This is a genomic window from Polaribacter butkevichii, from assembly GCF_038024105.1.
Lineage (GTDB): Bacteria > Bacteroidota > Bacteroidia > Flavobacteriales > Flavobacteriaceae > Polaribacter > Polaribacter butkevichii.
In genome coordinates this window covers 3,001,738-3,016,859 of record NZ_CP150661.1, presented here as the reverse complement: position 1 = coordinate 3,016,859, position 15,122 = coordinate 3,001,738, and the positions used below count along the sequence as shown (strand labels likewise).

The window sequence follows — 15,122 nt, the reverse complement described above, 5'->3', positions numbered from 1 at the left end:
TTGATTTAATAAGGCGGCGTTACTTCTAATCTATTCGCTCCAGAACTCTCCATATCTTCCCTAACACTCATAAAAGGCAAAAATGAAGCTCTAACAACATCTTTAGTTTCTTTACTACTAAATTGATGTAAAAACTCTGTAAAAGGAACCGGCTGACCGTCTTTAGAATATAAAGGCTCAAAAGCAACATCTTTTTCATCTTTTATATCAGCAGTTGGCATAAAGATTAGTGTATGTCTTCCTCTTAAAAGTTCATCAGAATAATCTTTAGGATAAGCAGCTGAGAAAATGCGAATACCCGTTAATTTTATATTTTTTTCATTTGACAATTTTTCTAAATAAGCAATGTATTGCTTTAATTGATTAAGCTCATAAAAATGCGAAATACTTTCTGTAGCGTCTTTACCATCACCAGTAAATTCCTTTCTGTATTGGTCTAAAACAGGTTTTTGACCAACATCGTATTGATGAAACATACCAGCCATCTCTTTATAAGTTATTGCATTAGAAGGCCTAGAATCATCTACTTTTGGTGCTTTAGACTCTACTTCTGTTTGACAACTAAAAATAAAAATCGATAAAAAAAGTACTGAAAAAAATTTGCAAAGTGTTTTCATAATAATATAGTTAGATTAATTTTTTATCAAAGTACAATTTAAATTATAATACTTAAAGAAGAAAAGATAAAAAATATTTTTAACCACTAATTGTCAGTAACTTATACCGAAAATAGATATTCACACAATGTCAAAAAAAGGGGTTTTTCCCCTATAAATTAACTGCTTTACACTTATAGTTTATTCTTGTATTATTATCAATTTTGAAAAATGAAATAAAGAAAAATTATAGGGGAAAATTGCACAAAACACTTTAACTATAAAAGTGTTTAAACTAAAAAAGTCTCAAAACAAATTTTGTTTTGAGACTTTTAATTTTAAAAATTATTTTAAGAATTTAATCCGCTAAAATAATTACTTTATTGTCATTTAATTCTAACGTTCCAGAATTAATTGCTAACGTTAAAATTTTATCATCTGATTCATCTGGTATTAATTTCCCTTTTAAATCATCTAAGTTTATATTAGTCTGAGAATGCACATGCACTTTTATGGTTCCTTCTTTTAAGTTAGAAACCACTGGTGCGTGATTATTTAGCATTTGAAACTCTCCATTTACACCAGGTACTGACAATGAGTCAATTTCTGATGAAAATAATATTGCTTCTGGTGTTACAATTTCTAAAAACATATTTCTTTAGTTTGCAGTTTGCAGCTTGCAGTTCTCAGTCACTGTAGACTGTTTACTGAATTACTGCCAACTAATTTTTAAGCTTCTGCTAACATTTTCTCTCCAGCATCAATTGCATCTTGAATTGATCCTCTTAAGTTAAATGCTGCTTCAGGATACTTATCTAACTCACCATCAATAATCATATTAAATCCTTTAATAGTGTCTTTAATATCAACTAAAACTCCTGGTATACCAGTAAACTGTTCAGCTACGTGGAAAGGCTGAGATAAGAAACGTTGTACACGTCTAGCTCTATGAACTACTAATTTATCTTCTTCAGATAATTCTTCCATACCTAAAATTGCGATAATATCTTGTAATTCTTTATAACGTTGTAAAATTTCTTTTACAGCAGTTGCTGTGTTATAGTGCTCATCACCTAAAATCTCAGCAGAAAGAATTCTTGAAGTAGAATCTAAAGGATCTACCGCAGGGTAAATACCTAACTCTGCAATCTTACGAGATAATACTGTTGTTGCATCTAAATGCGCAAACGTTGTTGCTGGCGCTGGATCTGTTAAATCATCTGCAGGTACATAAACTGCTTGTACAGATGTAATAGAACCTTTTTTAGTTGATGTAATACGTTCTTGCATTGCCCCCATTTCAGTTGCCAATGTTGGTTGGTAACCTACCGCTGATGGCATACGTCCTAAAAGTGCTGACACTTCTGAACCTGCTTGCGTAAAACGGAAAATATTATCTACGAAGAAAAGTACATCTTTACCTTGTGCTTCTCCTGCTCCATCTCTAAAATATTCTGCTATTGTTAAACCTGATAATGCAACACGTGCACGCGCTCCAGGTGGCTCATTCATTTGTCCGAATACGAAAGTAGCTTTAGATTCTTTCATTCCAGGTTTATCTACTTTAGATAAATCCCATCCTCCTGCTTCCATAGAATGCATAAAATCATCACCATATTTGATAATTCCAGATTCTAACATCTCTCTAAGTAAATCATTTCCTTCACGAGTTCTCTCACCAACACCCGCAAAAACTGATAAACCACCATGTCCTTTTGCAATATTGTTAATTAACTCTTGAATTAATACTGTTTTACCTACTCCTGCTCCACCAAATAATCCAATTTTACCTCCTTTTGCATAAGGCTCAATTAAGTCGATTACTTTTATACCTGTAAATAAAACTTCAGTAGATACTGATAAGTCTTCGAACTTAGGTGCAGATCTGTGAATTGGCAAACCATCTTTACCTTCTTTTTTTAAATTACCTAAACCATCAATAGCATCTCCAGTTACATTAAATAAACGACCATAGATATCGTTTCCAATTGGCATTTGAATAGGATTACCGGTAGCGATAACTTCTGTACCTCTGCTTAATCCATCGGTTGCATCCATCGAGATCGTTCTAACTGTATCTTCTCCAATATGCTGTTGTACCTCTAATACTAATATAGAGCCGTCAGCTTTTTTGATTTCTAACGAATCGTAAATTTTAGGAAGTTCATTATCCGTATTGAATTCAACATCAATTACTGGCCCAATAATTTGTGAAACTTTACCTGTTATTGTAGACATTATGTATCTAATTAAAGTTATTATTTGTTTTATGAGACTTACCTCTCATTTTCAGGATGCAAAGGTAATTTTTTAGATTGAAACTAAAAAGTTTTTTTAACTAAAACACAAAAAAAGCCTCATCTTAATAGATGAGGCTTTTTAATATGTATTTTAATTAAAGAACTAGTTAGTTACTTTAATTTCAACTCTTCTGTTGTTAGCTTTACCTGCTCTTGTAGTATTAGAATCTACTGGAAAACCTTCTCCGAATCCTTTAGCCTCTAATCTTGTAGTAGCAATTCCATTTCTAACTAAGTAATCTCTAACTGAAATTGCTCTTTTTTCAGATAATCTTAAGTTAGTTGCAGCTGCACCACTACTATCTGTATGACCTCCAATAGCAAAAGTTGCTTTACTATTTTTCTTCATAATTGCAACAATAGCATCTAATTGCTTAGTAACTCCTGGTTTAAATGTAGATCTTCCTGAGTTAAATAAAATAGATTTAGCTGTAAAGTTAAGTACTTCAATATCTTTTTTAGTAATAACTGGTTCTGGACATCCTCCTTGAGAAGCAACACCTGCAACAGTTGGACATTTATCATCTTTGTCTAATACACCGTCTCCGTCTGTATCTGGCCAAGGACAACCTGAATTAGCAGCTGGTCCTGCAACAGAAGCACATTTATCGTCTTTATCAACAACACCGTCTCCGTCAGAATCTGGACAACCTTTATTTGCTTTAGTTCCTTTAGAATTAGGACACATATCATCTTTATCAGCTACACCGTCTCCGTCAGCATCAGGACAACCATTCATTGCTGCTAAACCTGCTACATTAGGACAAGCATCATCAGAATCTTTTACTCCATCGCCATCAGCATCAGGACAACCGTTAAATTCTTTTAATCCTGCTACTTCAGGACAAGCATCTTCTTTATCATATACTCCATCTCCGTCAGTATCATTTCCTCCAAATTTAATTACTAAACCTAAAGAAGTTTGATAATGAGCTCTTACGTTATCAGAAAAACCTTTTTTAGTTCCTGTTTGAAAATTTAATCCTAAGTTATCATTAAACCAAGTATTAAAACCAACACCACCATTAAGCATTCCTTCTCCGTTAGAATCAACAGAAACATAACCTCCACCTAAATATACATAAGGATCAAACCAACCTGTTTGACCTACTAAGTTATTTAAGTCATACTTTACAACTGCATCTACAGCCCAATAAAGGAAATCAACAGCATCATCACTGTTTTTAAATTTTTCAATCTTGTTTAAAGACCCTGCTAATTGTAAAGAAAAACCTTTATCTAAATATTTTTCTCCAGTAATTCTAGAAATAGATGGTAAAATATTCCAATCTCCATTTCCTACTAAATCTTCCAATTGGTCACCAAAGTCATCACCATTGTAAAAATCTACTACGTTTACACCAAAACCTACAGCCCAAGGGTTGTTTTCATCTTGTGCATTTACGTTACTAACTGTTACCAACGTAAACAAAGCTATCACAGCTATTTTTAATCGTTTCATTATCAAATTTTTAAATTAAAAGTTCGTTATTATAATACGCAAAAGTAAACCCTTAAAACGTATCTACAAAGACAAATCTACAAAATATTATTAGAACAAACCCTTTTATCAATTCTAAATAATACTCAACTCTTTAGCTACTTCAATGAAAGCCATAATAGCCTTAGTTAGATGTTCTTTAGTGTGAGCCGCAGATAACTGGACTCTTATTCTTGCTTTTTCTTTAGGCACAACAGGAAAAAAGAAACCTATTACATAAATTCCTTTTTCTAATAATTTATTTGCCATTACCTGAGCAAGCTTTGCATCATATAACATAACAGGTACAATTGCCGCGTCTGCACCTACTAAATCGAAACCAGCTTTTTCCATTTCTGTTCTAAAGTAATTGGTATTCCATTCTAATTTATCTCTTAGAGAAGTATCACTAGAAATTAAATCGAATACCTTTAAAGACGCACCTACAATTGCTGGTGCTAAAGAATTAGAAAACAAATAAGGTCTAGAACGTTGACGTAAAATTTCTATAATTTCTTTTTTACCTGTTGTATAACCTCCCATTGCACCACCAAGAGCTTTTCCTAAAGTACCAGTAACAATATCTACTCTATCCATTACATTCTTTAACTCTACAGTACCTCTACCCGTTTTACCTATAAAACCTGTCGCATGGCATTCATCTACCATAACCAAGGCATCATATTTATCTGCCAAATCACAAATTTCATCGAGCTTTGCTACAATTCCGTCCATAGAAAAAACACCATCGGTAACTATCATTTTAAAACGATGATTTTGTTTATTCGCCTCAATTAATTGCTCTTCTAGAGAAGCCATGTCATTATTATTATAACGATATCTTGCTGCTTTACACAAACGAACTCCATCTATAATAGATGCATGATTTAAACTATCAGATATAATGGCATCTTCTTTTGTTAACAAAGGTTCAAAAACACCTCCATTTGCATCAAAAGCCGCGGCATATAAAATGGTATCTTCTGTGGTATAAAAATTTGCGATTCTTTGCTCTAATTGCTTGTGAATATCTTGTGTTCCGCAAATAAAACGAACAGAAGACATACCAAAACCATGTGTATCCATAGTGTCTTTTGCTGCCTGAATTACTTCTGGATGATTAGACAACCCTAAATAATTATTTGCACAAAAATTTATAACTTCTTCTCCCGTAGAAATTTTTATAACAGCATCTTGAGAAGAGGTGATAATTCTTTCTGACTTATATAACCCTGCATCTTTTATTTCTTGAAGCTCTTTATTTAAAGTATCTTTAATTTTACCGTACATTTTTTATCAATTTAAGAAATGTAAAGTTACAAACTTTATTTTTTTTGATTATACCTCAACAACATCAATTTTATCATTTATATAAATTAGTATTTTTTTATCAACTATAAAGTGCATCGATTTTAAAGTTCTTTCGTATTTTAATAATTGTTGATGATGCTCGTCTGAAGGACTCCCTGTCTTATAATCGATAATAACCACCTTATTTTTATCAATAAAAACCAACCTGTCCGGAATTATAACTTGATTATCTACATCTACAATTTCTCTTTCATTAAAAACAGTTACTTTATCAGAAAAATACGTGCTTAATTTGGGGTGACTTACAACCGTTTCAATACTTTTTTTAATAAATATTTTTTGATCATCTCCTAAAATTCCTTGCTGATAAAACAAATCCACAACATTATCTACATCTTTTGCTGTAATAATTTTAGCAAAAACTTCGTGAAATAAGTTTCCGAAATCTATAGCTTTCCCTTGTTCTGTATTCCATAATTTAGAAGAATTTGCCAACAATACTATATTATGTTCTTGCCAAGGTGTCGAAATAAATTTCTGATGAATTTCTGCCACAGAACTTTCTTCTTTCTTTACACTTACTCTCCTTTCTTCTCCGAAAAAATATTCTGACACATCCTCATTCCAAAGGTTAAGTTGTTTTAAATAATTGATAAAAACACCTGAATAAAAATTAGTATTTTCTTCTCCTTTAGAAGATATTTTTTTATCAGTAATAATATGTAATTGCTCTACTGCTCTGGTTAAAGTAACATACAATAGATTAAAATTATCTAACTCTAATTCTTCTCGTTGTTTGTCATAAATTTCTAAACCTCTTTCACTAACAATACTTAGACTTTTACTATAATCAACCAATAATTCATCAAAACCTTCATAAGATTCTGGCAATTGATTTAACCACGATTTTGGTTTTATTTGTCGATAAATATCTACATCACAAGGAAAAATAACTACTGGAAATTCTAATCCTTTTGATTTATGAATCGTCATAATTTGAACAGCACCGGCACTTTCTGGCGCCACAATACTCAATCTTTCTTTTTTAAGTTCCCAAAACTCTAAGAACGTCCCCACATCGGTTCCGTTTCTTTGCTGCTCTAAAACTACGTCTAAGAAAAACTGCACGTAAGCATCGGAAGAATTTATCAAATGAAAACCTCTAATAATTTCTTCTACTTTTTCATAAAAAGGCAACTGATGAAACAATGAAACCTCAAATAATACTCCGTATTTTTTTAAGGACTCTAAAATAGTTTCATTATCCGCTTTAGCGAATTCATTAAAAAAGACATGTTTCGGATTTTCAATTTGTAAATGTTGATGTAAAAAATACAGCATTTCAAACCTCGTTTCTTCATCACTTGGGTTTTGCAACACCTTTAAAACATCGACAATAAAAGTAACCTTGGCACTGTTTTTAAGCAACAGGGTTTCTGATGAAACAATATCAATACCGTTTTCTGATAAATAATTAGCAACCGCTACACCATCTTTTCTGGTACGTGTTAACACGCAAATTTCACTCAAAGAAAAACTTTCTTTTAATTGAAGAATCTTTTCTAAAACTTTATGAGGATATTTTACCTTTTCAATTTCTTTATCTTCATTTTTTTCGAGAAAAGTTAATGAGACAAAACCTCCTTTCTTAGCGTTTTCAATTTGCTTATTTCCTTCTATAAAAATATTTTTATACGATTCATTTTGAAGGAAATTGGCCGTATGTTGAAAAAATGAATTATTAAAATTGATAACCTCTGAATAACTCCTAAAATTGGTTTCTAAATTTTTAATTTCTTTAGAAACATGAAAAGGATTTACTCTATCTGAACCCAGTTCGATAAACTGTTCTGCTTTTCCCCCACGCCATCTATAAATAGCCTGTTTACCATCGCCAACCAACAATAAATTACTGTTTTCTTGCGCTAAGGTATTGTCTATTAACGGAACTAAATTTTGCCACTGCAACACAGAAGTATCCTGCATTTCATCTATAAAATAATGCTGAAAACGTTGCCCTATTCTTTCATAAATAAAAGGTGCAGGTTGGTCTTTTATATTGTCGGAAATCAATTGATTAAACTCTGCATTTAATCGTATATTATTGTCTTCTTTTATATTTTCTAACTCTGAATTGATATTATTTAAAACCGCTAAAGGAATGATGCTTTTTAGCGCCAGCTTATTCATAGAGAATTGCTGATAAATTAACTCAGCCTCATTAAAAAGACGAACAATATCCGGAACAATTTGATCTATAGCACTAGCAATAAATTCTGATGTTGTTTTTGAATAGTATTGATTATTCTCTATCGCTTTTTTTATGGTTTCACCTCGTTTGATAAAATCGATATTTACAGATTTTACACTTAAATCTGCAAAGAATTTAGGAATGGTTCCTCGCATAAAATTCTTATGCTCTAAGTCGTTATTTTCTATTAATTGAAGACATTCTTCTCCGATTTTAACAATCGACTCTTTTAATTCCTTTTGCTGATGTTGCAGTTTTGACTTTAAGCTTGTAAAATCTTCTAATTTTTTATCAGCAAGACTTCTAAAATGTTTTACATCATCTTCATTTAATAAAATTCTTGCAAACTCACTTAAATCTCTAGAAATATCCCAAGATTTATCATCATCTGTTTTATCTAAAGAATAATCTATAAGGAGGTTTGTCAGTTTTTTGTCTGTACCTATTTTAGAAATTAAAATATCTACGGCTTCATTTAATAAAGAAACAGCATCCATTTCTACTTCAAAATTAAGTGACAAACCTAAATCGAAAGCGAAATTTTTAATGATTTTATGCGTAAAACTATCAATTGTAGTAATTGAAAAAGCCGAGTAGTTTTTTAAAATTGCATCTAAAATCTTCTTACTTCTTTCCTGAATAACAGATTTATCAACAGTAATTTCATTAACAATTATATTGAATAAATCGTTTTCTTTACCATCTGCAAAATCTTCTAAACTAGACAATACACGCTCTTTCATTTCACCAGCCGCTTTGTTGGTAAACGTAATTGCTAATATTTTCTGAAATGAAAAAATATCATCAGAAGTTAATAAGACTTTTATGTATTCTTTTACAAGTGTAAAGGTTTTACCACTTCCGGCAGAAGCATTATAAACCTGAAAAGTAGATGATTGTTGCACAGTTTATTTTACTGCAAAATACAAAATTATGTATTTAAATTTGTCTTAATTGTTGGTTTTATTTTTGTTCAACTAGCTTAAAATTCTCCAAATTTGAGCCACTAAGAATGTAATAATAAAACCTGCAATAACAGGTAAAATTGTAGCAACAACTGTCCATTTAGTACTTTTTGTTTCTTTATAAATGGTATAAATGGTAGTACTACAAGGGTTGTGCAACAAACTAAACAACATTACATTTACTGCGGTTAGTAGCGTCCAACCACCACTTCTTAAAATATCTCCCGTGGCAGTAACAGAGTCTAACTCAAACATTACTCCAGCACCAGCGCCACCTGCTACTCCTGTTACCATTACAGTTAACATTAATATAGAAGGAATTACAATTTCATTGGCAGGAATTGCAACAATATATGCTAATAAAATAACTCCATTTAAACCAAGTAAAAATCCAAATCCATCTAAAGAATGAATTAAATGTACCGCGATGCTTTCATCACCAATAAAAACATTAGAAACTAACCAAATTACTGCTCCTGCTGGCGCAGCAAAAACGATTGCTCTCCATAAAACAATTAATGTTCTATCTATTAAAGATGTATAAATTGTTTTCCAAAATAGCGGTGTTCTATAAGGTGGAAGTTCTAAGTTAAAAGTAGAAACCTCTCCTTTTAAAACAGTTTTAGACAATGCCCAAGAAAAGAAAAACATAAAAAAGATTCCTAAAACGGCAATACCTATTACTGCGGATAAAGAAACTAAACTTGAATATGTAGAAGGAACAACTGCACCAACAAATATAGTAGCCAATAATATTTGCGTAGGCCAACGACCATTACACAAAGAAAAATTGTTGGTAATAATTGCAATTAATCGCTCTCTAGGACTATCAATAATACGCGTTGCCACAACTCCTGCTGCATTACAACCAAACCCCATACTCATTGTTAATGCTTGCTTACCATGTGCACCAGATTTTTTAAAAAGTGCGTCCATATTAAAAGCAACTCTAGGCAAATAACCAAAATCTTCCAATAAAGTAAACAACGGAAAAAATATCGCCATAGGCGGTAACATTACTGCAATTACCCAAGCAACTGCCAAATAAACTCCATCAATTAAAAAACCAGATAACCACCAAGGAAAACCTACTGATAAAGCACCTTCTTTTAATAATGGATGAATTGTATCTAACAACAAACTAGCCAACATAGATGACGGATAATTAGCTCCTATAATGGTTAACCATAACACCAAACCTAACAGTAAAAGCATTATTGGAAACCCCCAAATTTTACTTGTTACTACTTGATCTATTTTTGCATTTAAATAAAAAGCACCTTTTTTATTGTCTTTTACAACTGTTTTTTCAACAATCTTTGAAGCATCTGCATAAATTGCCTCTGTTAAGTTATCATGAAAATCATCACCAACTTGCCAACGTAGTTCATTTGATAACTCTATAATTTTATCTATATTTTTTGTTCCCATTTGTTCTGATTAAATAAAAACGCCTTTTTTTAAAGCATCTAAAATATGTGTATCTCCTTCTAGCACCCTAAAAGCCAACCACCTGCTATTTGCTACATTTGGATATTCTTTTTTTATAGCAGCGCTTAGTTTTTGCACAGCATCTTCTACGTGTTTTGGAATACTCTTTATTTTATAAGGCTTGCAAACTATTTTTCGGTTTGCTAAATCGCTAATTGTAGCTATTAACTCTGGTATTCCCTCTTTAGACCTTGCACTTGTGGGTACTACAGGAATTCCTAGTTCTCTTGATAAACTTCTATAATCGATGTTGATATTATTCTTTTTTGCCTCATCCATTAAGTTCAAACATAAAACAGCATTAGACGAAATTTCTAAGATTTGCAACACTAAATTTAAATTACGTTCTAACCTGCTTGCATCAACAACAATAACTGTTAAAGTTGGCTTACCAAAAAGAATAAAATTTCTAGCAACCTCTTCATCTTCCGATCGAGACATTAAAGAATAGGTACCCGGTAAATCTATCAACTTAAATTTTTGTTGCTGATACTCAAACGCGCCTTCTGCTCTTGTTACCGTTTTCCCTGGCCAATTCCCAGTGTGCTGCCTTAAACCAGTTAAAGCATTAAAAACAGTACTTTTTCCTGTATTTGGGTTTCCTGCTAATGCAATTACAAAGTCTACATTTTCAGTATCTACTCCTAATTTTTTAACACCGTCTAAATTATGATGCACACAAGTGTCACAAGCTGATTTTGTTGCCGTTTTCATTTTTTTATACTTTGGTAATTAAAATTTTAACTGCCTGATCTTTTCTTAAGGCAATGGCAGTTCCTTTAATTAAAAATGCTTTGGGATCTCCTAAAGGGTTTAACAAATCGATACTTACAGTTGCCCCTTTTACAAAACCTAAATCTAATAATCTTCTTCTATTTTCTCCCCTACACTCTTTAGAAACACCAATAATAATGGCCTTTTCTTTACCTTCTAAATTAGATAAGCGCATGGTGTCTTTTTCTATTACATCTGCCTTATCTAAAGAAATTACAGTAATATTCTTAGCCACTTTGGGTGTTAAAACAAATTGCTCTCCTTCCGACTCAAAAACAACACGTTCATCAGTAACTTCTTTCATATACACCTGAGAGTGTAAATGAATATGTTTCTCTAAAATTTGTTTATAAATAGCAATAGGTTCATCTTCTATATGAATAATTTTCCCGAAATTAAAAACAGGTAATTTAGAAAGCAACATTCCTTTTTTCTTAGGCACTTCACCACCCTTAGTAGGTATTGGATCTCCATGAGGATCATATCTTGGATTTCCTAAAAGCGTAGACAAATCTTCTACCTCTTTTCCAGACAATTCATGTTCTTTTTTTTCTGCTCTTTTATGCCATTCTTCTTTATGAAAACCTGTTTTTTCTGATAAGTATTTTTCCCACAAACGATGTGCTCTAATAATCCTTAACGCGTACTCATCTCCTTCTTTTGTTAAGGAAAATAAATCATTGTTTTTCTCCATCAAACCTGTTTCTAACATGGTTTGTATACTTTCTTCTAACAAACCATTACCAAATTCAAGCTCATCAAAAATAACATCTTTAGGCGTATCAGGATTATGATACAATAATTTTAAAACATCTTCTATAGCTGTTTTTTCATTTTCTTTACGTGCTTTTAAATACTTAAAAAAGAGTCCTTTTTTAGGATTAAAAATAAAAAACAACAGTATGATAACGACACCAAACACCAAAAGTGCTGTTACAGGATTGTAAGTGTTCATATTTTTTGAATGTATAAATTATTAGCTATTTTATATGAAATAGACAGCTTTTTTTCTTCTATTAAAATTGATAAAGAATTGTCAAAATCTTCTTTATCTAAAACGGTAATTTTTTTTCCTAGCATGATGCCCTTTTTATCTAAGAATTTTAAAAATTCTGATGAAGAATCATCTACTCCAACACAAATTCCACTTTCGTTTTTTGTGAGTGTTGATAATAAACTTTTTTCTATCGTTTTTAAATTCCCATCCTTATCCGGAATCGGATCTCCATGGGGATCGTGCGTTGGAAAACCTAAAAAAGCATCTATTTGATCTACTAACTTTTCTGATTTTATATGCTCTAACTGCTCTGCAACATCATGCACTTCATCCCAAGAAAAATTTAATTTCTCAACTAAAAAAACCTCCCAAAGCCTGTGTTTTCTAACAATATTTGCTGCAATCTTCTTTCCTAAATCTGTTAATTTTACACCTTTATACTTTTTATAAACAACCACTTCTTTTTCAGATAATTTTTTAACCATATCTGTAACAGAAGAAGCTTTTGTTTCTAATTTTTTAGCAATTGCATTTGTACTGATTCCTTTATCAGCATCTAATTCTAAATGATAAATTGCTTTTAAATAATTTTCTTCAGAAAGTGTAAACATCTACAAATTTTATACTACAAATATAGTCTTTTTAATTTTAATAAATATATTTTTAGTCTTATCTAAAAATTAAATTATATTTGTCAAAAATATTTATAAAATGAAGCTAAAAAGATTTTTTATGTTTATTGCTTTTATCAGCATAAATTCTATATTTTCTCAAAAAAATGCTATCTCTGGACAAATCTATAACAACTCAGATGTAGTGCCTTTTGTAAATGTTTATTTAAAAAAGACTAAAATCGGAGCAGCTTCTGACGAAAAAGGTTTTTATCAACTAAAAAACATTCCAAAAGGAGATTATACTCTTGTTGCAAGTAGTATTGGTTATAAAACTAAATCTATTAAAATATCTATTGATGAAAATCAAAAAATTACTCAGAACTTCTCTTTAGTAGAAGATAGTTCTTTAGATGAAATTGTTATTTCTGGCACTTTAAAACCAGTTACAAAATCTAACAGTTCTGTCCCTATAGAGGTTTATAGTAAAACTTTTTTTAAGAAAAACCCAACGCCTTCTATTTTTGAATCTTTACAGAATGTAAACGGAGTTAGGCCGCAATTAAACTGTAATGTTTGTAATACGGGAGATATTCATATTAACGGCTTAGAAGGCCCTTATACTTTTGTTTTAATTGATGGAATGCCAATTGTTAGTGGATTGTCTACCGTTTACGGGTTAACCGGAATTCCGCAAGCATTAATAGAAAGAGTAGAAATTGTTAAAGGACCAGCATCTACATTATATGGTTCTGAAGCAGTAGGTGGAATTATAAATATCATCACCAAAAAACCTTCTAACTCGCCTGCATTAACAACAGATGTTTTTGCTAGTTCTTGGGGAGAAATAAATACAGATATTGGTTTACGCTACAAAGTATCAGAAAAAGTACAAGGACTTTTAGGTGTTAATTATTTTAATTATCAGAATAGAATTGATAATAATGATGACGGTTTTACAGATTTAACACTTCAAAATAGAATATCACTGTTTAATAAAATAAATATTGAGAGAGAAAGTAATAAAGTATTTACAATTGCTGGTAGATATGTTTATGAAGATCGTTGGGGTGGCGAAATGGATTGGGAAAAGGAGTTTAGAGGAACAGATATAAAATACGGCGAAAGTATTTACACAAATAGATGGGAAACTTTTGGAACCTATGAATTGCCTACATCAGAAAACATTAATTTTCAATTTAGTGCAAACGGACATTATCAAGATTCTTTTTATGGAACCGATGCTTATGACGCTGAACAATTAATTGCTTTTGGTCAGTTTGTATACAACAAGCAAATTAAAGAAAAACACGATTTACTATTAGGTGTTGCTTATAGATATACTTTTTATGATGATAATACTTTTGCTACTTTTGAAGAAGACGGAATTACAAATAAAGCTTCTGTAACTCATTTACCAGGTGTATTTCTTCAGGATGAAATAAGCCTAAACAAACAAAACAAATTACTTGTTGGTGCAAGATGGGATTATAATAGTTTGCATGGTAGCATTTTTTCTCCGAGAGTAAATTACAAATGGAATTCTAAAAATAATGCTGATATTATTAGACTTAGTGTTGGTAACGGTTTTAGAGTTGCCAATGTTTTCACAGAAGACCATGCTGCTTTAACAGGTGCAAGAGAAGTAGAATTTGATGGAGAATTAGATCCTGAGACTTCTTGGAATGCAAACATCAACTACGTTAAAAAAATAAACACAGAAAATTCATTTATCACCTTAGATGCGAGTGCTTTTTACACGTATTTTAATAATAGAATTTTACCTGATTACGAAACAGATTCTAATAAAATTATCTATGCAAATCTAGATGGGTATTCTGTTTCTAAAGGTGTTTCGTTAAATACAGACATTACATTTACAAATGGATTAGCTATTAATTTAGGTGCTACTTTAATGGATGTTTCCATAACAGAAAACGATATTAAAACAAGGCAATTACTTACAGAAAGCTTTAGTGGAGTTTGGTCTATTTCTTACAAGTTACATCATAATTTTACAATAGATTATACAGGAAACGTATACGGACCAATGCGATTACCTTTATTAGGAAAAAATGATACAAGAGATGAATACTCTCCTTGGTACAGTATTCAAAACCTGCAATTAACTAAAAACTTTAATAATAGTTGGGAAGTTTATGGAGGCGTAAAAAACCTTTTAAATTTTACACCAGCAGATAACAGCATAAACAATTCTAGAAATCCTTTTGATAAAGGAATTGACACAGAACAAAACCCAGAATTAGCTTTCGACCCAAGTTATGTATATGCCTCTAACCAAGGTATTAGAGCCTTTTTAGGCGTACGTTATACAATATTTTAATC

General features: G+C 31.3%; 9 protein-coding genes and 1 pseudogene. 1 reads left to right on the top strand and 9 read right to left on the bottom strand.

Going from position 1 to position 15,122, the window contains the following annotated elements; all coding sequences use genetic code 11:
• Positions 1–5: 5 nt before the first annotated feature.
• The 9 genes and pseudogenes from WG951_RS12715 to WG951_RS12675 form a co-directional block, all read right to left on the bottom strand.
• The gene (locus tag WG951_RS12715; RefSeq protein WP_105049449.1) at positions 6–617 is read right to left on the bottom strand and encodes a hypothetical protein; all 612 of its coding nucleotides are present in this window, start codon (positions 615–617) and stop codon (positions 6–8) included.
• 337 nt (positions 618–954) lie between these two features.
• Positions 955–1,248 carry a FoF1 ATP synthase subunit delta/epsilon gene (locus tag WG951_RS12710; RefSeq protein WP_105049450.1) on the bottom strand — a complete coding sequence of 98 codons (294 nt, stop codon included), beginning with the start codon at positions 1,246–1,248 and terminating at the stop codon, positions 955–957.
• A 77-nt stretch (positions 1,249–1,325) separates the two neighbouring features.
• Positions 1,326–2,834: a F0F1 ATP synthase subunit beta gene (gene atpD, locus WG951_RS12705; RefSeq protein WP_105049451.1), complete on the bottom strand. Its 1,509-nt coding sequence runs from the start codon at positions 2,832–2,834 to the stop codon at positions 1,326–1,328.
• A gap of 165 nt (positions 2,835–2,999) precedes the next feature.
• A complete protein-coding gene (locus WG951_RS12700) occupies positions 3,000–4,358 on the bottom strand; it encodes an OmpA family protein (protein WP_105049452.1) in 1,359 nt (452 codons plus the stop codon).
• A gap of 114 nt (positions 4,359–4,472) precedes the next feature.
• Positions 4,473–5,666 (bottom strand): glycine C-acetyltransferase, encoded by a 1,194-nt coding sequence (gene kbl / locus WG951_RS12695; RefSeq protein ID WP_105049453.1) that lies wholly within the window; start codon positions 5,664–5,666, stop codon positions 4,473–4,475.
• Between the two features lie 48 nt (positions 5,667–5,714).
• Positions 5,715–8,843: a UvrD-helicase domain-containing protein gene (locus tag WG951_RS12690; protein WP_105049454.1), complete on the bottom strand. Its 3,129-nt coding sequence runs from the start codon at positions 8,841–8,843 to the stop codon at positions 5,715–5,717.
• A gap of 72 nt (positions 8,844–8,915) precedes the next feature.
• Positions 8,916–11,108, bottom strand: a pseudogene (gene feoB, locus WG951_RS12685) (ferrous iron transport protein B).
• A 4-nt stretch (positions 11,109–11,112) separates the two neighbouring features.
• Positions 11,113–12,123: a DtxR family transcriptional regulator gene (locus WG951_RS12680; RefSeq protein ID WP_105049455.1), complete on the bottom strand. Its 1,011-nt coding sequence runs from the start codon at positions 12,121–12,123 to the stop codon at positions 11,113–11,115.
• Complete coding sequence (locus tag WG951_RS12675) at positions 12,120–12,776, bottom strand: metal-dependent transcriptional regulator (protein ID WP_105049456.1); 657 nt, start codon at positions 12,774–12,776, stop codon at positions 12,120–12,122. Before WG951_RS12675 ends, WG951_RS12680 begins: the two co-directional genes overlap by 4 nt.
• A 100-nt stretch (positions 12,777–12,876) precedes the next feature.
• Here WG951_RS12675 and WG951_RS12670 point away from each other — a divergent pair, with 100 nt between their 5' ends.
• A complete protein-coding gene (locus WG951_RS12670; RefSeq protein ID WP_105049457.1) occupies positions 12,877–15,120 on the top strand; it encodes a TonB-dependent receptor in 2,244 nt (747 codons plus the stop codon).
• Positions 15,121–15,122 lie beyond the last annotated feature (2 nt).